Source organism: Sulfitobacter sp. CW3 (assembly GCF_019392245.1).
In the GTDB taxonomy this organism is placed as follows: Bacteria; Pseudomonadota; Alphaproteobacteria; order Rhodobacterales; family Rhodobacteraceae; genus Sulfitobacter.
In genome coordinates this window covers 1-20,689 of record NZ_JAHXRL010000015.1, presented here as the reverse complement: position 1 = coordinate 20,689, position 20,689 = coordinate 1, and the positions used below count along the sequence as shown (strand labels likewise).

Here is a 20,689-nt window from a genome sequence, read left to right as displayed (position 1 = left end):
AACCGGTAAAGTGTTCGATACCCGAACAATAGGAGGCAGAAAAATTTAAAGCAACGCAGATTGCTACAGAAAAATCTCGTCGAATGTCATTTCGAACTCGGTTTGCATTTTCTCGACCGCATTACCCACTTCGGCTTCTGTCGGGTTTACCCAATCCGCCTTTGCGATCAGCCCTGCGCGTTGCAACGCTTGGCCCGTTTTCTCGAAATCAATCAGGGAATATACCTCGTTGTACTGGACCTTTTCACCGCGGCGAAACCAAAAGCGGGTGCAGGCATCAACCACATCAGGGGTGACACCTGCAAACCATTTCAGTTGCAGTTGAAAATCCTCAAAGATAGTGCCGGGGCGGCGCAGCAAAATACCGATCTTGCAGGTCGGGTCGACGACAAAGGCGGCCAGATGCAGCGCCGAATTATCGGTCGACACGATCATCGACGCACCTTTGTAATAGGCCAGTTGCGTTGCCAGATCATGCTGCTGGGGGTGAAAGATCGTATAACCCTCGGCCTCCATCTTGGCCTCGATATAATCCTCAAGCACGAAACGCCCGCGTTTGCGAAACAACGCGCTGCGCGAGATATAGATTTTGTCAGGCCCGGCGGGTTTAATCCGTTGGCGCAGGCGACGGTCGGTAAAGGCGCGGAATTCGGGGCTGCCTGACATCAGATCATTCACGCCAAACCCCTGCGGTGCAATCACCAGACGTTCAATGCGCGTGGGTTTGTTGAACGCAGTCAGGCGGGGCATCTCGCCCAACTGTTCGGCAATGACCTTGACCATGCCAAGGCTGCGTTCGGGCCAGGTGATCGGGTTTTTAGGGATGAACGCCACCGCATCAATCGCGCCGTCAAATTCATCCACCGCCCACAGCCGCGCCAGCGATTCACACAAAGCATGACCAAAATGGCCGTAGGACAACCCCGCATATAGCATCGTCCCCGACAGGCCGCGGTCTACGTCAGCCTCGACTGGCAAGATGGGTTCAACGGTTGTCGGTCTGCGGCTTGACCGCCATGTCATCGCATCAACGCAGAAATTGCCCTGCGCGTCGAACACCCCCGCAGGGCGGGCCATCTTGCGGTGATTACCCTCGCCCCATGGCACGATCAACGCATTCTCGACCACGCGGATTTTTCCTGCCAAGGGGGTCTCAGGATTGAACCTTAGCGCCATGTGTATGCTCCGGCTGGGTCTGTCATGGCCTGCTTAACCTTGGGTGATTTGAGTTTGCAATGTCGTCTCGGACACCGGGCCATTGATGCGGATAATCGCCACGCCCAAGCGGATGTCAGCACGGTCGTTGCCCGTGATCCGTAATGCGGGCGGGTTTGGCCATGCGGACAGGTCCAACCGATACGCATCAGACCAGCCGTTGATCTCGGTCACGCCACCATATGCGACGTGGAACACCGCAGCCCCTTTGCCCGGTTCAATCGTGTTGTGGCCGCTGCCGACGTAGATATGATCATCGCCCCCTGCCGATCGCACGATGTTGCGCCCCGGTCCGGTGTGAATTTCCGACCCGCCCGGCCCGTCTGCGATGTCGTCATTGCCCGGACCGCCGTAAATCTTGCTGTTTCCCTCGCCGCCGCGAATGACATCGTCGCCAGCGCCACCATCCAGGATATCGCGACCGTTGCCGCCATAAAGCGTGTCATTCCCCGCCCCGCCATAAAACATATGCACGTCCTTGCCGCGCCCGGATTTGGCGATCAGCAGGTCATCCCCCGCCCCGCCATAAAACGTGGCCCCTGCGTATTTCGCGCCGATCATCACATCGGCACCGCGGCTGCCCTGCACGTTGACGGCGACCCGTTCGGATGTCTCGAAATTCATCGGCGTATCGGGGTGCGCGACGATGGCGATTTCCTTGCCTTCGCTGGCGTTTTGTTCCTTGCGCGATACGACTGTGGCAATGCGAATATTCTCGATATAGGCGGGCATGTGCAGCACGTAATCATCCGGCCCCGCCATGTACCAAAGCGTGTCATTGCCGCCGTCTTCGTCCTCGGTGATTTTTTCGGCGTTGGCACCATAGGCCCAGTAATCATTGTCGGCATTGCCGCCTGCCAGCACAACGGATCCATCCAGCGCCATCATCGCATTGACCCCGCGCTGAGGGTTCTCAAAGCCGCGCAGATCAAGGCCCAGTTCCAGCGCGTTATCCACCATGGTGGCGCGCAGGGCATCTAGCGGTGCGTCGGCCACGATGTTCGTCGTCTCGCCCGGATCGGCGATCAGGTCATAGATATGCTCTTCGCCATTGGGATAGCGGAAATAGCGATAGCGGCTAAGGTCGGGTTCAGAGGACCTGACCGACAGGGTGCCAAACACTGACGTCACAGGCGATTTGCTGGCGTCGTACCGGCCAAAGCTGTCATCGACCAAGGGCAGCAGGCTTTGCCCCGAAGTCCAGTTGGGACGATAGGGCAGCCCCGCCAGATCCATGATCGTTTTGGGCAGGTTGTGCAGCGACACAGGCAGATCAATCACGCGGCCCTGTTCCATCCGCGCATTCCAGATGCCAAGCGGCACATGGGCGGCACTGTCCCATTGGCTCATCTTGTGAAAGCTGTCGTGGGTGCCAAGGTTGAAACCGTTGTCCGACAGCAGCACCACAGTGGTGTTCTGCCCCAGTTCCGAGGCCCGCAACGCATCCATAAACCGGCCAATTTCCGCATCCACATGGCTGATCGCGGCGAAATAGGCGCGGACCACCTGACGCCACGCCTGATCGCCAGCCTTTTCCGGCGTCCACGGACCGTTGGCAATATAGGCAGCCTCGTAGACGGCCATGCCCTCTTGGGGGCCGAAATAATCCTCGGGCGCGGCGGTGGTGGGCCAGCTGATTTTATCGACGTCATATTGCTGATAAAAACGGTCGGGGCATTGCAGATTGTAATGCGGATGCTTGAAGCCAAGCTGAATCAGATGACGCCGCTTGGGATCGGCGCGGCCCAGATAGTCGATGGCGTTCTGCGCGACCATGTTGTCATAGAACTTGCCGTCCTGACTGCCGTCATCATCGGGGTGGTTGATCCCCGCGATCCCCGGCCCTTTATCAAGGTATTTCTTGACGTTGCTGCGCTTGCCAGCGTCCTTTGCCTCGGGCTGTTCATGGAACAGGATGCGGGCGTATTCTTCGGGCATGGGTTTGTAATTGCTATCGACCTTGCCGGTCGTGAATGTACGAAACCCGGCGCGGCGTAGATCGAATTGCCAGCCCGTGGTGGGCGGCAGTATATCACGCCAAAACCGGTTAAGATCGACCAAACCGGTGCGGAATGGCGACAGGCCGGTGGCCAGCTCGGCCCGACACGGCGCACATAGCGGCACCGTGGCATAGGCATTGGCAAAGCGCGCGCCCTCGCTCATAAAGCGGTCGATGTTGGGCGTGCTGATCGTCAGCCCAAACGCGTTACGCCATGTGAAAATGTCGATCATGTCATCGATCCAGATGACGCAGATATTGTCCCCTTCAGCGGTCTGCCTGCTAAAGCTCATGACGCATTCCCTTGCGCTTCGACAAAGCGGCAGGCCCCGGTGATCCTGTCCAGATCGTCAGCTGTAGTGCCCGCATTATCAAGCCAGAACAACACGTCATGGATCACCGAACTGCCCAGTGTTTTCAAGATACCCTTGCGATGTGACCGGCATCCGATGAACAGATCGTTGGGGCCATTCAATGCCGTGTTCAGCGATGTGCTTGCCTCGGGGCTGATCTGGGGGGCTGGAAAACGTGCGCCTGTTTTGGTGGCCGTCAGGCTAAGCTTGCCATGGTCATAGCCCGCCAACACCCACATGTCTGGGCCCGACGCGGGCAATGATACCTCGACCGATCCGGCATCATCGCGCCATTCCAGTACGCCGTCTTTCTCGGACAGGAACAGATAGTTATCGCCGCCTGTAGGGTTCAGCGTGATCAGTGTACGCGCCTGGCCTTCGGGCGATCTAAGGCGCAGGGCGCAGCAGAATTTCTCGACCTCGACCACTGCCGCATCAACCACAAATCCGCCATTCACCTCGCGGATATAGACGATGCCGCCGCCGGGTGCGGGGCGTGCATGATCCTGGTTCGGCTTGGCGGGACGGGCCGCAATGCCCAGCCCGTTTTCGGGTGTCCAAACCGTGATGGCCCCGCCTTCCGACAAGGTCATCGCGGCCTCATGGCCACGGTACCAAACCGCGTCTGCGTCGTTGGGGTGCATGGCAGGCGTAGCCGCCGCTGTGGGCGCAGGCGTATCGCGTAAAAGAACCGCTTCGGGCAGGTCGATATCGACAAACAAGGGGGCGAAATTATCCATCAATGCACAGGCAATGCTGCGGGCAATGCCCAGCGATAAAGCGTCTGACCTGTCGCACTTTGCAGTTTGAAACCGTCGCGCAGCGCCCCACGGTTTGCGGGCATCCCATCGTCTGATGCAGGATGGCCCAGCGCATAGCACAACGTCAGATCCGTACCCTTTGGTGGTTTGTCGCAAGTAATCAACAGATCATTGCGGTCTTTGCTGTCGACGCGCACGTCGATGATTTTGGCACCGTTTTCATCACCTTCAAAGCGGAAACCACAGGCCTTGCCCGCGTTCAGCGGGTCATCTTTATCCAATATAAACGCGCCCATCGCCTCGCCCCGGCAACGGATCACTTTGGCGTCGTTTTCGCGTTCGGCCAGCAGTAACACCGGACAGGCCCAAGGCGCGTCACTGTTGCGCGCCTCGATCGCGCAGCTTTCCATTTCGGCCATCTGAAGGCGTGCATCCGGCGTCGCACGACCAAAGACGTCTTGGGCGAACATATATCCGGGGGCGGCAAAGACGTGATCGTGATCGCCCTTGTTCCATGCCAAATCCCATTGGGCCCGCAAGACCGGACTGTCGGAAATATCAGCCGTGCCCGCATCGAAAATCGCGGTGAACAGCGGCTTGCGCAATCCGTGATCCGCAAACAGATCGGTGATCTGGTGCATCACGCGGTGCATTCCGGCGGCCCAGTCTGGCCCGCTGCTGGTGACGTCTTCGAGGGTGAACTCCAGACCGACCGACAACACCTTGGCCGGTTTTCCTAGTGACCGCGCCGCATCGCTCAGGTTCTGAACCGTCTGGCGAAAATTATCAAATGCCGCGCCTTGCGACAGTGCCGCGATGCTGGACGCGCTGTCCGTTTCTGACCGTGCATATATCAGCGGCAACGCACGGTGGTCGGCCTGCCGGCGGCGCAGAATTTCATCGGCGATCAGACTATCGCGGGTCTGCTCGGTCAGCCGTTGAATGACATCCGTCGCCTCATTCGCTTGGGTGCCGGACGCCCCCGCTGGGCCCAGATCATCCCCCGTGGTGACAACATGAAAGGGAAAGGACAGCGGTTCATTTGCGGTAACAGCACGCCGCGTGCCACCAAACGAAAGCAACCCGTACACCGCGCCTGCTGTGTCCGCGATGATGTCAGGCGCGCTGGCATCATCTGACACCTGAACCCGGCGGCGGAATTGGCGCGGCCCCTGAGCACCGGGTAAATGGGCACCGAACACATACCATTTCCCGTCTTGGCGCAGGTTCCACGCATCGACATCCCCCAAGACGGCCGGATCAACGGACACATGCCCCCCCAGCGCAGGCAGGCGTTTATGGATATCCTCGATCACGCTGTCAGACAGGTTCATACGCAGACCCGTTTCATCAAAGCCGATAACGTCGCCGTTTCTCGCCCTGAGAAGGACGCCGCGTTTCTTGGCCCCGTGGTCTTGCATGTCGTCTATATCCCCAGCCGGATCATCGTTGATTTCAGGTATGGCATGAAGCCTTGGCGTTCTAAAGCGTTGATGCGCTATTCATACAGCGGGTCCCATTTCTTGAGCAAACGTCGGTACCCCTTGTCTTGGGCAATGGCGTAAAACATCCGCGCTGCCGGTTTGTGCTGCTGATGCAAGAGGATGCCCATTTTGCGGACATATCTGAACCCGTCACGGCGACCAGCACGGTAAGCGATGCGCATGTCCTGCGGTGCAATATCGCCGCGCAGCAAATCAAACAGGGCCGCCGATTGTCCCATATCAACAATCGTCTGAATACCCGCATGCCCCGCGCCGTGCAGCAGCACACGGGAATACTGCGCAGGCTTGGGCAACCGCGCCTCGTGTTTTTTGTCTTGGCCATGCATCGGGTCGACCATCACCGTATACGATCGGTTGTCGTCCAGATGATCGCGCAGATCATGGCACCACCCGTCCATCTTGTCCCATTGGTCACGATAGCGACGTTCAAACCTGACCACGTTTGGGTCAATCGAACTTTGCGGGGATACCGCAATGGCGCGGCTGGCGTCCAAGGCTTGCGCCCCCAGAAATGCACCATACCCCCCCATGCTGAACCCATAAGCGGTCAGTTCTGGCGCAGCGCCGAAATAGGCGCGACAGGCACGCATCGCGTCGAAAAATTCATCATGCTGGTGCCAGTCTTCGTCGCGGTGAAAAACGCAGACATGGGCCATCGAACGCTTTGTAAAAGACTTGGTGCCCCAGCCCCCTTGATCGGTGTGAAACGGATAGTCAAAGGGCGGAAAGGCAACCAACACCCGCGCCGGATCAGTGGGGCCAGTGTATTCCAACCGCAAACGCGGGCCATCATAGATGACAACGCGGCTGGCCCAGCCAAGGGGCAAGGCCGGTGATTGCGTTTCGGCCTCAGCCATCCGCCAAAAGTTTCTCGGGATCGATTTTGTCGAACCGGCGTTCGCCTACATGTTGCTCCAGCATGCTTTTGGCTTTGCGCAGCATGCCAACTTCCTTGAGAACCTTCATATTACGGTAATGGATCATCTTGATGTCCATATCATCCGGCAAAGGTTTGCCGCGCAGCTTTCCGCCCAAGATATAATGCTGTTCTTCCGGCAGGATGTTCCAGTCCAGCCCCGCAGCACGGATCGCCAAAGGCAGGCTCATCTGATCCAGATAGGGCCGTTTTTTGATCAGATCGACCTGATCAATGATCTGTGCCAACCGCATCCAGACGTCTACGAATGTCTCGCCCTCGTCGGTTACCGGACCTTCGGGAAAAACGATCAGACCCGCGTTGAAATAGGGCATCAGCTTTTTGCGGCGCTGGCGCGACAGCCATATCCGTTCTTCAGGCAGCGGCATGTCACAGGCGTTGTAAATATGCGGCCAGATATCCTGACCTGACCAAATCATCGACGTGGCCGGTGCGACCGAGACATGGCCGCTTTTGATGATGTTGTCGGATGTGTTGGCCCCGATAAACAGCATATCGCTGTCCATAAACGCAGAATAGGGCGTGCGCCGCGGTTGCATGGCCGCGACCATTTTATTGCCATGCGGATAAGGCGGATCAAACACCCCCGCCGTGTCAATCGGGCGAATATCAACGTTCAGTTTTTTGTAGATCGCCAGGGCATACGGGTCCATGTCCGCGATTGTCTCAGCAGGACAATACCCGATCAGATCAAGGTCTTCGTCGAAATGGGTGCGGATGGACGCCGCCAGATAGCAGCCCATATCCTGATACTTTGGCGGATCAACGATAAAGAAGATCGACAGATTTGGAACGCTCATGCGGGGTGCCTTTTGTCGGATGACCGTGGCATTGCGGTGGTATGGGCCAACCGTTGGCCTTGAAAATCACCCATGCGCGGCCGTCGTCTTTGCCGGTTTTTTGGCGCGTTTAGCTGATGTTTTGCGCGGGGCTGTGATCGCTTTTTTGGGGGCCGCTCTGCTGGATGTCCGCTTGGCCTTTGGTTTGCTAGTGGTCTTGGATGTTGTTTTGGTGGCCGTGCGCTTGGGCGCTTTGGTGGCTTTTTTCAGCCCCAACCGGCTGCGCAATCCGTCAATGACACCAACGGCAATCTGCGTCCGCAAATCCGGGTCCGCAAGAAACTTGCAAACCTCAGCCGACCGCTGCGCCATATCGCGGCATTCCTCTTGGTGGGCGTCACACCAGCCCAGCCGTTTTTCCACATTGCCGTGATTTTTACGAATGGGAACGAAATGCTCCCACGGCTTGAAATGATGGGTCGCAAAGGTTTCAAACGGGCAATCCACCACCAAAGCGACACTGCCGGAATTCAACGTCCAATAAAGGCTGGATCCAACATCATTGCCCGGCAAAACCACGATGTACTTATAGGTCTGGAAATCCTCACGCGATATGCGCGGGCGCTCGAAATCAGCCAAGAACGGCTCTTGCTCAAGGACAAACCCGTCGGAATTGGTATAGCCCAGATCAAAGCGCGGGTTGTCGATGTAGCGGTGCAAAAAGTTGTAACGCTGCATGGATTTCAGCACATGCTGGGTTTCTTCACGGGTGAATTCCCCGCTTTTATATTTGCGCAACAGCGGGTGCATGCGGATCATTGCGCCGCGTGCTTTGGGCCCTAGCCTGCCACGGTTTCCCGGACCACCCCGCCAAACGACACGGTCGGATTTATCGGCCCACTCCACGCGCGCGGGGTCAAGCGCGCCCAGAAATTCGGGGCTGTCGATGTCATGATAATGCGGCAGCGGCCACAGCACATGACCCGCTGGCCGTTCATGCAAACGGTTAAAGTTAAACAAGGGCGCAGCATGGCCGCCATCGGTGACCACAGACCGGCTGCGGTGATCTTGCATGTCCAGCAGGAAATCAAAATCAGCCCCGGCAGCCAAGATGTCTTGCAACGCGCCAGAGGTCTTATTCGTCTTGGAATGCCGTTTATGGTGAACCTGCCAGGGGCTGGCGCTGTCTGTGGACGGCTGCCAATCGTTCAATCCCCGAGGCGTCTGGTTGCCATGTTCCCATGATAGGGCCATGCCACTGGACGCATTCGCGACAAAGTCGAAAACCGCCGGATCAAGCGAAAAATCATACCCGACATCTGCGCCAAGTTGATGTGCGATTGATCTTTCGACAAAGTCTTTCGACGTAATCATGGGTCGCTCAATTCTCAGGAAGGCAGGCGATTATCTGTTGTATTGCTTGCCTATTATTGGTCAAACTATACGCTGCGACAGGCGATTGAGGCAACCCTTATGACAGGCCGCCCCGGCCCGCGAACAGAACAAACAAGCAGGCAGGTTTCTCATGGCCATCGGTACCGAAAAGACATTGATGCTGACGGTGATGCGCAACGAGGGCCCCTATATTCTGGAATGGATCGCCCATCACTTTGCGCTTGGTATTGATGATCTGCTGATTTTTACCAATTTTTGCACCGACAACACCGACAAGATACTGGACCGGATCGAGGTTCTTTGGCCGCACCGTGTCAAACATCAGCCCAACCCAAAGGTGATGTTCCCAAAGCACGGTGCGTGGCACATTATGGCGCTGCGCTATGCGGGGCATTTCGGGCGTTATCAGGCGGCAGACTGGCTGTATGTCACTGATGCCGACGAATTTCTTAACCTTCGCAATGACGCCGGAACGCTGGATGGTTTCTTTGAGGATACAGGGCCTGCGGATGCCGTGTCGTTTACGTCGGTCGCCTTTAACAGCAACGGTCACAAACACGAAACCGCCGATCTGGTGACGACCCGCTATACTCAAACCACCGCCGATCTGGAGGCTGCGGCCCAAAGCGGCCAGGAAATCACGACCGCCGTCAAAACCCTGTACCGCAACGCGATCAAAGGGCCACGGCGCCCGCACCGCCCCGTCACCAAGACGTTTTCGACAACCGGATTCAAATGGATAAATGGCTCAGGCGAGGAAATGCCCGCGTCATTTACCGACAGCGATTACAAGGGCATCAACGCCGCCCCCACCCGCGCCTTTGGTCAGGTGAACCACTATTCTATCAAATCGGCAGCTGAATTTTTGCTCAAGGTTGATCGCGGGGATGCGGTACAGGCCGACCGTCTTGGCGCTTCTGAGCAATACTGGAACCACGCCAACCGCATTGGCGGCACCGACACCAGCAATGTCGGACTGTCGCCTGCCGCACAGGATATCTATGACTTTCTGATGGCCGACCCGATCCTTGCGGATTTGCACGCGCAATCGCTGGCGCTGCGTCAAACCCGTCTTGCGGAAATACTGGCGACCGAAGATGGCCAAGAACTGGCGCGTCGTATCGGATATTACGACTGATCCTGCGTCGTTGGCGTTAGCAACAGAATGATAAACTCGGGCGTGCTCAGCTCTTCTGACGGGGTCAGGGCCGGATTATCTATCTGGTCATGCTCGCGCAGGAATGTGCCAATCGCAGGGCCAATCAGAATAACACGTTTGACGCTGCCCAATGTAACCGCGCTAAGCAGCTTTGCCCCGATCTGTTCATAGCTGGCGCGTAGCACGTCGGGCTTTTCATCCGCGATCATCTGATTGATCCGCGCAACCGTCTTTGCATCATCGGGAAACACAACCTGATCCGTTGTCATGTGCAACCGGTCGCCCAGCGCCAAGCCATTATAGGCCAGAATGTCGTGCATGATACGCATTCGCGAGGCGTTATCCTCTTGGGCGATGACGGTGCCCAGCGGCATATGTTTGGCGGTGAAAATCGACAAAAAACCGACCCCTGCCCCCAAATCCAACAGCTTATGACCATCCTCGACCATGCGCCCGATCCTGCGCGCAGGGCGGCGTTGGTATTTGCCGCGGATCACAAGGTCGAGCGTATTTTGCGCGAAAATACGCACGTCGGCGGGCAAGGCGATCTCGTGATTATCGATCCATTCAACAGCCGTCTCGGCGCTTACATCAATCTCGCCGGGCACAAATCCATCCCCGCCCTCGCCCACATCGGCAAAACCCGCCTCGGGTTTCTTGCGACGTTCCCGGGCCGGGCGACTGGCGTTGGATTTTTCGACCTGCGACATCAGCGCCGCGATTTCAGCGGGGTTGCGCGCCTTCGGTGGCTTGGCAACGATCTGGGTGATCGGAACCTTCGATGCCTCAATCAGCGACGTTTTAAGCTCAGCATAGGCATCGGTTTTGCGGTACTCATCCAGCCGCGCCTCGACCCGATCAATTGCTGCCCAATGCAGCCGGGCCAACACAGGGTCGGTCAGCAGTTCATCCATGATCTGGTTGCGCCGCTCGGTATAGCGCAGGATCTTGTCGTCATAGACCTCGTTGCGATCCTGAAGCGACCAGTAATCCGCGTTATATTTGTCTTTCTTGTTGTTCACGTTCCCGCGCAGCTTGCGGATTGCATAGCTGTCAATGGATTTCACCGCATAGTGGTTCATCTGGGCCCATTGATAGCCCACGGTGCGTCGGATCGACCGCCAGCCGCGAAACTTAAAATAGTCCTCCATCGGGAGGCCGGAACCGTTCAGCCATTTCACGGTGTCCGGAAAACCGGTTTCCAGATGCTTGTTCTTGATCGAAGGGCGGTGGATGCCGATCTTCCATTTGTCGGGGTCGAACTTGAACAGGGTTTTGACGCCCCAGCCCTTGTTCCACGTCGGGGGGGCTGCATAAAGATACTGTTCAGACACCGGATCGCGGGACCAATCGACCACATTGCCCGACCCGAAAATCCGCCATGTTATAACGATCCCGTTGGCGTCGCCCGCCGCATCCAGCATCGGGTCCAACGTGCCATCGCCATAGTTGATGCACAAAAACTCGTCCGCATCGAACATCAAAATCCAGTCAGCCTCGGCCACTTTGGGTTCATTCTGCGCGTATTTCATCGCCGAGGGCTGCGGTTTGACACCTTCGGGAATATCGTTGCGGCGGTGATAGCCCAGGCCCAATTCCTCGAGACGGATCAACATGTCGTCAGTGCCGTCAGAACAATCGTTCGTGTAAACTAGGATTTTGGTGAACCCCACGGCCAAATGATGCGCGTACCATTCCAACAGAAATGGTGCCTCGTCCTTCATCATCGAGATGGCCAGAAGCTTGCCGTGGGGGCTTTTATGCGGTTTCAGATTGATGGCTTTGGGCCTTTGATCTGGCGGTTAGCGCAGCGCCTTGGACGGGTCGATACCGATCTTTTCACACATCCGCGCGGCGTATGATCCGGGCAGCGGCACGTGCTTTTCCCACCATGGTTTCGTACCATTGGTATACATATGCACCGACAAGGTTTTATCGGTGAAATGCCCTTCGACGCGGCCATAGGGGTCGTAAAAGATGTCGTTCAACTGGAACGGTACAGGATATAGCACCTCGCGCTCGCTTGCCTTTTCATACTGGCCGGTCTGCTTGGCGAAATAGGTGAATGCTTGCGGGCCGAATGCCGTGCGTTCGGCGTTATAAATCCGGTGCGCGTGGGACAGTTTCGGGTCTTGGCGGTCGTATTTCTTGCGCTGGTTCTTGTTCCACCATGCGGGATAATCCGGCAGGTTGTCATAGTAATCCAGCAACTGATCCATCAGCTCGCATTCTTGGGGCAGCCCCACAACGCCGCAATTCAACGCGCCCGACATGCCGTGACGGCCAAAGATATATTCTTCGTCCTCAGGAAAGGGCTGGTGACAAAACGCGTCACAGTCGATCCAGATCGCGCCGATCTTTTGGATCATTTTATAGCGAAAGACATTCGACAGAAACGACGCGCTGGTCGCCTCGACCAAGGCGCGGTCGATGTCCATGATTTCAGAGGCGGGGCGCACCTCGACCCCTTCGGGGACATTGTCGACTTTGTCCGCGCAATACAGGATCGTCTTATGCCCAGCGACGACATGGGACTTCAGGCAAAGCTGGTTAAGATAGTGAAGCTTTTCACCGATCCAAAGCGACGCGACGGGGCGACGGGTGTTCATAATTCATGCCTCTCTGATGACACTATTTTTGCTGTGTCGAATACATCTGCTCGGGGTGCAGATTAGCTTAGTGCCGCTATACTTGTAAAGAATCCTCGGGGTTTCGCCCGAATATCCGCCCAAGATTGACTTGAAGCGGCGCGCGTGAGAGTCATTTGAGCAACGCAAATGACCCAATCCAAGGTGACGCCCCCCGTGACACGTATCCTGGCTGTAACCTGCATGCGAAACGAAGGGCCCTATTGCCTGGAATGGATCGCCCACCACCGCGCGGCGGGTGCTACGGATTTTCTGATCTTTACCCATGATTGCGACGATGGCACCCCCGATCTGCTGGACCTTGTGCCCGGGATTACGCATGTGCCTTTTCAGCCATCGGGCAACAAATCGGTGCAATGGCAGGCCATGCGATTGGCCGACGCGCATCCGCTGATCAAGGCCGCGGATTGGGTGATCTTTTTTGATTGCGATGAATTCCTGTGCCTTGAGGCACCGATGAAAACCTTTGGTGATCTGATCGCATCGGTCGGTGATGACACCGATGCCATTGCCCTGCCCTGGCGGTTTTTTGGCGCGGCAGAGCATTCGGATTTCAACGATCAACTGACGGCAGAACGCTTTACCATGTGCGCGCCCGACCCGTTTTTTCTGCCAGCTGGTCATTTCTTTAAAACCTTGTTCCGGCCGGATAAATTCCAGAAACTTGGCGTGCACCGCCCCAAGAACAAGCGCAGTAAGCCCGCCCACTGGTCGCTTGGTGCGGCGCAACCGGCCAGCGATGATTTTGCCAATGACGACAGCCGGATCAATCTGTTCGGCTTGATGCAAGCCCCGGCCCGGGCGCGTCTGAACCATTATTCCTTGCGATCTGCGGCTGAATTCATGGTCAAACGCGGGCGGGGTCTGCCCAATCGAACAACCAAGCGCCTTGATCTGCACTATTGGGCAGAGCGTAATTTCAACACGGTCCAAGACCGCATGATTGACCCGATGCTTGTCGGCACGCAGGCCGAGCTGGCAAAGTTACACACCATTTCGCAGATCCACACGGCCCATCAGCGCGCCGTGGAATGGCATCTGAATGCATATGCGGCCCTCATGAAAGACCCCGCCGAAATCCAGTTTTACTGGCATTTGACGCTTTTGGCCGGCAGTACCCCCCCAACCCAAGACCAAACGCGCGCGCATTTGCGGCGTCTTAGTCAGGCGTAAACGGGCCATCGGGCGGCGCGAATAGAGTTGATCGGAGACGCCTTCAGTTGCACCCTGACGTCATACGACTTTGCCTAAGGGGTTTGCCATGTCTACCGATCCGCTGCTGCAGCCGTTTCAGCTCAAGCATCTGACTTTGCGAAACCGCATTATGACCACCAGTCACGAACCCGCATACCCCGAAGACGGGATGCCCAAAGACCGCTACCGCGCCTATCACGAGGAACGCGCAAAGGCCGGTGTGGCGCTGGCAATGACTGCAGGATCAGCATCGGTATCCAAGGACAGCCCGCCCGTGTTCAACAACGTGCTGGCCTATAAAGACGAGGTCGTGCCGTGGATCACGAACCTGACCGATGCCTGCCACGAACATGGCTGCGCGGTGATGATCCAGCTGACGCATCTGGGCCGGCGCACCACATGGAACAAGGGTGACTGGCTGCCGTCGGTCTCATCGTCAAAGCACCGCGAACCCGCGCACCGCGCCTTTCCCAAACTGATCGAGGATTGGGATATCGACCGGATCATCAACGACTTTGCAGACGCCGCCGAGCGGATGAAAGACGGCGGCATGGACGGGATTGAATTGCAGGTTTACGGCCATCTGCTGGATCAATTCTGGTCGCCGCTGACCAATGATCTGGTGGGGCCCTACGGTGCCGATACGTTGGAAAATCGGATGCGGTTTCCGATGGATGTACTGGCCGCAGTGCACAAACGGGTTGGCAGCGATTTCATCGTGGGCTTTAGATACACAGCGGACGAGGCACAAAAAGGCGGCATCACCCCCGAAGAGGGGCTTGAGATTTCCAAGAAACTTGCCGCATCCGGCCAGTTGGATTTCCTGAACGTGATCAAAGGGCGCATTCATACCGACCCCGCCATGACCGATGTGATCCCTGTGCAAGGGATGCAAAGCGCGCCGCATCTGGATTTCGCAGGCGCGGTGAAACAGGCGACGGGCATGCCGACCTTTCATGCCGCCCGCATCCAAGACGTGGCAACGGCGCGTCACGCGGTGGCCGCCGGACTGCTTGATATGGTGGGGATGACCCGCGCCCATATGGCCGATCCGCATATCGTGCAAAAGATTATCGAGGGGCGCGAGGACGATATCCGCCCTTGCGTTGGGGCCACATATTGTCTTGACCGCATCTATCAAGGCGGCGAGGCGCTGTGCATTCACAACCCCGCCACAGGGCGCGAGCTGACAATGCCGCACAGCATTGAGCCAGCACAGATCAAACGCAAAATCGTTATTGTCGGTGCTGGCCCCGCTGGGTTGGAAGCCGCACGTGTGGCCGCCGAACGTGGTCACCACGTCACCGTGATCGAAGCCCAGCCCGACCCCGGCGGCCAGATCAGGCTGACCGCGCAAAGTGCCCGCCGCCGCGAGATGATGTCGATCATCGACTGGCGCATGGCGCAATGTGCCGCCCGCGATGTGGTGTTCCACTTTAACACGTGGGCCGATGAAGACATAGTTGCACAGCATAGCCCCGATGTCGTGATCATCGCCACAGGCGGCCTGCCCAATACCGAGCTGTTTGAAACCGGAGTCGATGCCGAAAATGTAGTGACGTCCTGGGATATTATCTCGGGCGATGTGAAACCTGCCGAAAACGTTTTGATCTATGACGAAAGCGGCGATCATCCGGGGCTTCAGGCAGCCGAAGTTGCCGCGAATGCAGGTTCCAAAGTCGAGGTAATGACCCCCGACCGCAGCTTTGCCCCCGAGATTATGGCGATGAACCTTGTACCTTATATGCGGTCGTTGCAGGATAAGGATGTGACCTTTACCGTGACGCGGCGGCTGCTGGGCGTCGCACGGGCGGGCAACAAACTGATCGCAACGATCGGCACTGATTACAGCGATTTCACGCGGCAGCAAGAGTATGATCAGGTTGTCGTAAACTACGGTACCTTGCCGCTGGACGATCTGTATTTCGCGCTCAAACCTCTTTCGAAAAATGAAGGCGCGGTTGATTACGAGGCATTGATCGCAGGTGATCCACAAACGATGGATTGGAATGACGACGCAACATTCTGGCTGTTTCGCATCGGCGATGCGGTGTCCGCGCGCAATACACATGCCGCGATTTATGACGCTTTGCGGTTGGTGAAAGATCTATAAAATGACCACGCTCAGGCCTCGATAAGCCTTTGATCTGGTGGCTGTAATACCGACTTTCCATGCGACCGTATCGAAGGCACAGGCGTTATTCATATCCCACAAACGCCCACATGAAATTTCCGCATACACCTTTGCGAAATTTCGCATTAGGGTTCGCCTACTCGGCCTTCAAATATCGCCGGGATCAGGGTGCCAAGACCGCACGCAGATGCCACAACATGCTTTCAGCAGCACTTCATAACGTGCTCTCTAAGGGTGGCGCTCGTGTCTCAGGCTCCTTGATCGACACTGAAACAAGCGATGGGTGAATGGCACGATGTCTGACGGATCAAACAGCTACGACTATATTGTAATCGGGGGCGGGTCCGCCGGGTGCTTGATGGCCAACAGGCTTAGCGCCGATCCCGCCAACCGCGTGCTGCTTCTAGAGGCTGGGAAACCTGACACCTATCCGTGGGTCCATATCCCCATCGGCTATCTGTATTGTATCGGCAACCCGCGCGCTGATTGGATGTATAAAACCGAACCGGACAAGGGGTTGAACGGGCGCAGCTTGCTTTACCCGCGCGGCAAGACATTAGGCGGATGTTCCTCGATCAACGGCATGATCTATATGCGCGGGCAAGCGCGGGACTATGACAATTGGGCCGACCTGACGGGCGACGCGGCATGGAGCTGGCAAAATGCGCTGACGGATTTCAAAGCCCACGAAGACCACTATAAATTGGATGACGGTGCCGATCCGGCGACCGGGGACAATAGCCGGTTTTCGGATATGCACGGGCATGGCGGCGAATGGCGGATCGAAAAACAGCGGTTGCGATGGGACATTCTGGACAGCTTTGCCGATGCCGCCACCGAAACCGGCATTCAGAAAACAGATGATTTCAACAGCGGCGATAATGCAGGCGTTGGATATTTTGACGTGAACCAGCGTTCTGGCTGGCGGTGGAACACGTCAAAGGCGTTCCTGCGTCCGGCAAAATCACGTGCCAACCTGACCATCTGGACCGAAGCGCAGGTTGAAAAGCTGACATTCGACGAAGACAGCGACGGACGCCTGCGCTGTACGGGGGCCAAGGTGCACCACAAGGGCGCGCCCGTCACCGTGACTGCGTCCAAGGAAACCGTGCTGTCAGCCGGTGCTGTGAACTCTCCACAGATCCTGCAACTTTCGGGGATCGGCCCCGCCGCCGTGCTAAAAGAGCATGGAATAGACGTGGTCATGGACCAGCCCTTTGTCGGTGAAAACCTTCAAGATCACCTGCAAATCCGCGCCGTGTTCAAGGTAACGGGCACAAAGACGCTGAACACCTTGGCCAATTCGCTTTTTGGCAAGGCCAAGATCGGTCTGGAATACTTGCTGAAACGGTCCGGCCCGATGAGCATGTCCCCAAGCCAGCTGGGCGCGTTCACCCGGTCTAATTCCGACCGCTCGCACGCAAATCTTGAGTACCACGTCCAACCTCTCAGCCTCGAGGCGTTTGGCGAGGATCTGCATGATTTCCCCGCCATGACGGTCAGCGTTTGCAACCTGAACCCGACCAGCCGCGGCCATGTCCGGATTGCGTCATCCGATTTCCGAGACGCCCCCAAGATCACACCGAATTATCTGGACACCGAAGACGACCGCAAAGTCGCCGCCGAAAGCCTGCGCCAAGTGCGCGACATCATGGCCCAGCCCGCAATGCAGCCCTATGCCCCCCAAGAGCATAAGCCCGGCGTTCAGTATCAAAGCGATGAGGATTTGGCCCGACTGGCCGGCGACATCGCTAGCACAATCTTTCATCCGGTGGGCACGGTCAAAATGGGCCGTACGGATGACCCGACTGCCGTTCTTGATCCGCATTTGCGGATGAAAGGCATGGCGGGGCTGCGCGTGGTGGATGCGTCGGTCATGCCCGAGATCACCAGCGGCAACACCAATGCCCCCACCATCATGATTGCCGAAAAGGCTGCGCGCTGGATACTAGCGGGCAAATAGCCCCCCCCGCGCAGCCGGTCGTTTATGGCAACCTTACAGGCGTTGCAGCAATGCGGGCGATGGATCACCTGTCGCTGGTAGCCCAACGGATTGCTGATAGGCCGCGATGGCCTTGCGGCTGTTGGGGCCGATCACCCCGTCGGTCCCGCCTGTATCAAACCCGCGCGCGGTCAGCTTTTCTTGCAGGGCTTTGCGATCATCGATCGTCATTCCGTATTTATCGGGGCCAAAGCGCGCCTGAATTGGCCCGCCGCCTGCAATCCGGTCAGACAAATGCCCGACCCCAATCGCGTAGTTGTCAGAGTTGTTGTAGCGCTTGATGGCGTTAAAGTTTCTAAACACCGCAAAACGTGGGCCGCCCGCATCGGGTTGCAAAATCTTGACCGGTGTTGCGGAACTGGCGGTGGCCGTTCCCATCTCTCCGCCCCATTTCTCACCCGACTTCCAGCCGGATTTCGCAAGATATGCTGCGGTGGATGCTAATGAATCAGACGGATCATCCGACCAGATATCGCGACGACCGTCGCCGTTAAAATCGACGGCAAAAGCTTGGTAAGATGTTGGAATGAACTGGGTGTGCCCCATCGCACCTGCCCAACTGCCGGTCAAACCCTGTGCCGACACATCGCCCCGCTCAAGGATTTTCAGCGCCGCAATCAGCTGTTTTTCAAAGAACGCCCCGCGCCGGCCATCATAGGCCAAAGTGGACGTGGCGGATACAACAGGCACATTGCCCCGCCGCTCCCCGTAAAAGCTCTCCAGCCCCCAAATGGCGGTGACCACTTCGGCTGGCACGCCATAGCGCGCCTCGATCTGGCTTAGAACGGCACGGTGGCGGGCAAAGGCGGCGCGGCCTTTGGTGATCCGTTCCTCTGACGCGGCAATGGCAAGGTAATCCTCAAGGGTTCGGCTGAATTCGGTTTGGTTCCGATCACGCTTTACGACACCGGGCAAATAACCCGCGCCTGCGAAACCTTGTCGTAGCGTGGCAGGTGAAATCCCCTGCCCTGCCGCGCGCGCCTTGAAGGACGCAACCCACGCATCATAGCCAGCGTTCGATTGCGGCATCAAATCAGCCGGCAATGTGCCCTCGCTTCTCGACGCAAAAGTGGCGGCACTACCGCCGCCCTGACACGCAGCGAGGCCCATGGCCCCCAATCCGATTGTAAAATTTCTACGTGAAATGCTCATTCTGCCTGCGCCCTTTATTGATGTGGCTTTGCGGCAGATTAACGCAACACGAGAACGGCGCAAAGGGACAGTTCCCGTGTGGCGATCCTTTGCCTAGTTCCCCGATGCATAGAGCGGTACCGTCGACATCGACATCTTTGCCGATCCGTTTTGCACATCGCGGGCGTGGCTGATGTAGATCAAGGTGTTGTTCGCCTCGTCATAGATCCGTTTCACGTTCAGCGTCTTGAAAATGACAGAACGGCGTTCGGTGAATACGGTTTCGCCTTCATCGTCGCGCTCGATATCACCGATCTCGATCGGTCCGGTCTGGCGGCACGATATAGACGAATTCGATGGGTCCTCGAACCAGTTGCCCTTTTGCAATCGGTCAATAATACCGCGCTCAAAATAGGCCAGATGGCAGGTAACGCCCTTCACCTTCGGGTCCGCCACAGCTTCGACGACGATGTCATTACCTAACCAGTCGACATCAACATTGCCGACAGTTTCAGCGTTTGTAGCCAGGGGAATTACCATCAGCGCAGCAAGTGCACAAAGAAAGCGGGAGGGGGATTTTTGTGTGTTCATGATGATATACGCTCCAGACTGAAAAATGTTCCTAAAATGCGACCGCGGCGCAGGTGGATTATGGTTGGACGTGACATTGACACCTTCCGGACGCTTTGCATCTTTAACCACGCTCAGAAAGGCCATGATTAACCCCCGCCCCGTGACGGCAGAGACTGTGCCGCAGTCCAAGCTTCACGGGTCAAACAGTAGCACTTCCAGCGTTGTGGGCCACCACCGATATCCATCGTATCTTCATGCATTAAGACCGCACCAAGTTTTGCCGTAGCTGCCTGAGAACGCAAGTTGTCTGGTGCAATGTGAAACCACGCCTCAGCAGACAGTGCATAGATATGTTCGAGCATCAGCCTTTTCAGCGCCCGGTTCGTGGGTCCGCCCCAATACGCGCATGTCAGAAAGGTAAAACCAATGGACAGCCGCGATGGCGCGTTGGTGTCCGTATAAAAAGCCGAACACCCGATGACGTCCCGCGTCAGGCGATCAACGATGACAAGGCAACCACCCATTGCAAGCAAGGAAGCAAAGTATGGCTGAAAGACATCGGTCCGATAGCGATCCTTGTTCGGATGACCGGCCCAGACAGCGGGGTCGCTTGCTGCATCGGCCAGCGCATCGCGATCATCCAGTGTCAGCGGTCGCAATTCAAGAAGATCGTCCATCAGCGTGGGCTGCGGATCAAAACCTTCAGGGAAATTCAGGCTCATCGCGGACATCGCTTTCGAACACTATGTCACTGCTGCGCATGACCTCGTGCGTTCCGGCAGTTTTCATCAATCAGAAGGGTAGCGCTGTTGGGGGACCATGTCACTGCATGCCCCGCCCCTTTCAAACGCAACAACGCCCGCGTCGGAGTTAACCGAAGCGGGCGTTGCTGTATTATAGTTAT

Annotated in this window: 16 protein-coding genes; 4 read left to right on the top strand and 12 right to left on the bottom strand. The window is 57.0% G+C overall.

Annotation, left to right across the window (positions count from 1 at the left end):
• Positions 1-63 precede the first annotated feature (63 nt).
• From KZZ06_RS19775 to KZZ06_RS19745, 7 genes are all read right to left on the bottom strand, one after another.
• Entirely contained in the window at positions 64-1,176 is a 1,113-nt protein-coding gene (locus KZZ06_RS19775; RefSeq protein WP_219581733.1) for a DUF563 domain-containing protein, read from the bottom strand.
• A 33-nt stretch (positions 1,177-1,209) separates the two neighbouring features.
• A complete protein-coding gene (locus KZZ06_RS19770) occupies positions 1,210-3,507 on the bottom strand; it encodes a sulfatase-like hydrolase/transferase (protein WP_219581732.1) in 2,298 nt (765 codons plus the stop codon).
• A complete protein-coding gene (locus tag KZZ06_RS19765) occupies positions 3,504-4,307 on the bottom strand; it encodes a hypothetical protein (RefSeq protein ID WP_219581731.1) in 804 nt (267 codons plus the stop codon). The genes KZZ06_RS19770 and KZZ06_RS19765 overlap by 4 nt, the downstream gene beginning before the upstream one ends.
• Positions 4,307-5,749 (bottom strand): hypothetical protein, encoded by a 1,443-nt coding sequence (locus KZZ06_RS19760; RefSeq protein ID WP_219581730.1) that lies wholly within the window; start codon positions 5,747-5,749, stop codon positions 4,307-4,309. Before KZZ06_RS19760 ends, KZZ06_RS19765 begins: the two co-directional genes overlap by 1 nt.
• A 77-nt stretch (positions 5,750-5,826) precedes the next feature.
• On the bottom strand, positions 5,827-6,690 hold the full coding sequence (locus KZZ06_RS19755) for a hypothetical protein (RefSeq protein ID WP_219581729.1): 864 nt from the start codon (positions 6,688-6,690) through the stop codon (positions 5,827-5,829).
• Positions 6,683-7,570 (bottom strand): hypothetical protein, encoded by an 888-nt coding sequence (locus KZZ06_RS19750; RefSeq protein WP_219581728.1) that lies wholly within the window; start codon positions 7,568-7,570, stop codon positions 6,683-6,685. The genes KZZ06_RS19755 and KZZ06_RS19750 overlap by 8 nt, the downstream gene beginning before the upstream one ends.
• 66 nt (positions 7,571-7,636) lie before the next feature.
• Positions 7,637-8,923, bottom strand: coding sequence for a glycosyl transferase family 90 (locus KZZ06_RS19745; protein ID WP_219581727.1), 1,287 nt, complete (start codon positions 8,921-8,923; stop codon positions 7,637-7,639).
• A 151-nt stretch (positions 8,924-9,074) separates the two neighbouring features.
• Between KZZ06_RS19745 and KZZ06_RS19740 the strand changes: the two genes are divergently transcribed.
• On the top strand, positions 9,075-10,082 hold the full coding sequence (locus KZZ06_RS19740; protein WP_219581726.1) for a glycosyltransferase family 2 protein: 1,008 nt from the start codon (positions 9,075-9,077) through the stop codon (positions 10,080-10,082).
• Here KZZ06_RS19740 and KZZ06_RS19735 read toward each other — a convergent pair.
• Both KZZ06_RS19735 and KZZ06_RS19730 read right to left on the bottom strand, forming a co-directional pair.
• A complete protein-coding gene (locus tag KZZ06_RS19735; protein WP_219581725.1) occupies positions 10,073-11,830 on the bottom strand; it encodes a glycosyltransferase family 2 protein in 1,758 nt (585 codons plus the stop codon). The two genes, KZZ06_RS19740 and KZZ06_RS19735, sit on opposite strands and share 10 nt — an antisense overlap.
• 75 nt (positions 11,831-11,905) lie before the next feature.
• Positions 11,906-12,712 (bottom strand): hypothetical protein, encoded by an 807-nt coding sequence (locus tag KZZ06_RS19730; RefSeq protein ID WP_219581724.1) that lies wholly within the window; start codon positions 12,710-12,712, stop codon positions 11,906-11,908.
• A gap of 195 nt (positions 12,713-12,907) precedes the next feature.
• Between KZZ06_RS19730 and KZZ06_RS19725 the strand changes: the two genes are divergently transcribed.
• The 3 genes from KZZ06_RS19725 (at position 12,908) to KZZ06_RS19715 (ending at position 18,042) form a co-directional block, all read left to right on the top strand.
• Entirely contained in the window at positions 12,908-13,924 is a 1,017-nt protein-coding gene (locus tag KZZ06_RS19725; RefSeq protein WP_219581723.1) for a glycosyltransferase family 2 protein, read from the top strand.
• Positions 13,925-14,012: 88 nt separating this feature from the next.
• Positions 14,013-16,058 (top strand): NADH:flavin oxidoreductase, encoded by a 2,046-nt coding sequence (locus tag KZZ06_RS19720; RefSeq protein WP_219581722.1) that lies wholly within the window; start codon positions 14,013-14,015, stop codon positions 16,056-16,058.
• Positions 16,059-16,374: 316 nt separating this feature from the next.
• The gene (locus KZZ06_RS19715) at positions 16,375-18,042 is read left to right on the top strand and encodes a GMC family oxidoreductase (RefSeq protein WP_219581721.1); all 1,668 of its coding nucleotides are present in this window, start codon (positions 16,375-16,377) and stop codon (positions 18,040-18,042) included.
• Positions 18,043-18,075: 33 nt separating this feature from the next.
• Here KZZ06_RS19715 and KZZ06_RS19710 read toward each other — a convergent pair whose 3' ends face one another.
• From KZZ06_RS19710 to KZZ06_RS19700, 3 genes are all read right to left on the bottom strand, one after another.
• Positions 18,076-19,233, bottom strand: a complete 1,158-nt coding sequence (locus KZZ06_RS19710; protein ID WP_219581720.1) for a lytic murein transglycosylase — start codon at positions 19,231-19,233, stop codon at positions 18,076-18,078.
• Positions 19,234-19,326: 93 nt separating this feature from the next.
• Positions 19,327-19,752, bottom strand: a complete 426-nt coding sequence (locus KZZ06_RS19705) for a CreA family protein (protein ID WP_219581741.1) — start codon at positions 19,750-19,752, stop codon at positions 19,327-19,329.
• A 179-nt stretch (positions 19,753-19,931) separates the two neighbouring features.
• Positions 19,932-20,507, bottom strand: a complete 576-nt coding sequence (locus tag KZZ06_RS19700) for a GNAT family N-acetyltransferase (protein ID WP_219581719.1) — start codon at positions 20,505-20,507, stop codon at positions 19,932-19,934.
• Positions 20,508-20,689 lie beyond the last annotated feature (182 nt).

Coding starts and splice junctions, on each gene's coding strand:
- KZZ06_RS19750 (WP_219581728.1), bottom strand. CDS start 7,570: ATGAGCGTTCCAAATCTGTCGATCTTCTTTATCGTTGATCCGCCAAAG.
- KZZ06_RS19715 (WP_219581721.1), top strand. CDS start 16,375: ATGTCTGACGGATCAAACAGCTACGACTATATTGTAATCGGGGGCGGG.
- KZZ06_RS19760 (WP_219581730.1), bottom strand. CDS start 5,749: ATGCAAGACCACGGGGCCAAGAAACGCGGCGTCCTTCTCAGGGCGAGA.
- KZZ06_RS19705 (WP_219581741.1), bottom strand. CDS start 19,752: ATGGTAATTCCCCTGGCTACAAACGCTGAAACTGTCGGCAATGTTGAT.
- KZZ06_RS19765 (WP_219581731.1), bottom strand. CDS start 4,307: ATGGATAATTTCGCCCCCTTGTTTGTCGATATCGACCTGCCCGAAGCG.
- KZZ06_RS19735 (WP_219581725.1), bottom strand. CDS start 11,830: ATGATGAAGGACGAGGCACCATTTCTGTTGGAATGGTACGCGCATCAT.
- KZZ06_RS19740 (WP_219581726.1), top strand. CDS start 9,075: ATGGCCATCGGTACCGAAAAGACATTGATGCTGACGGTGATGCGCAAC.
- KZZ06_RS19730 (WP_219581724.1), bottom strand. CDS start 12,712: ATGAACACCCGTCGCCCCGTCGCGTCGCTTTGGATCGGTGAAAAGCTT.
- KZZ06_RS19700 (WP_219581719.1), bottom strand. CDS start 20,507: ATGAGCCTGAATTTCCCTGAAGGTTTTGATCCGCAGCCCACGCTGATG.
- KZZ06_RS19710 (WP_219581720.1), bottom strand. CDS start 19,233: ATGAGCATTTCACGTAGAAATTTTACAATCGGATTGGGGGCCATGGGC.
- KZZ06_RS19745 (WP_219581727.1), bottom strand. CDS start 8,923: ATGATTACGTCGAAAGACTTTGTCGAAAGATCAATCGCACATCAACTT.
- KZZ06_RS19755 (WP_219581729.1), bottom strand. CDS start 6,690: ATGGCTGAGGCCGAAACGCAATCACCGGCCTTGCCCCTTGGCTGGGCC.
- KZZ06_RS19770 (WP_219581732.1), bottom strand. CDS start 3,507: ATGAGCTTTAGCAGGCAGACCGCTGAAGGGGACAATATCTGCGTCATC.
- KZZ06_RS19720 (WP_219581722.1), top strand. CDS start 14,013: ATGTCTACCGATCCGCTGCTGCAGCCGTTTCAGCTCAAGCATCTGACT.
- KZZ06_RS19775 (WP_219581733.1), bottom strand. CDS start 1,176: ATGGCGCTAAGGTTCAATCCTGAGACCCCCTTGGCAGGAAAAATCCGC.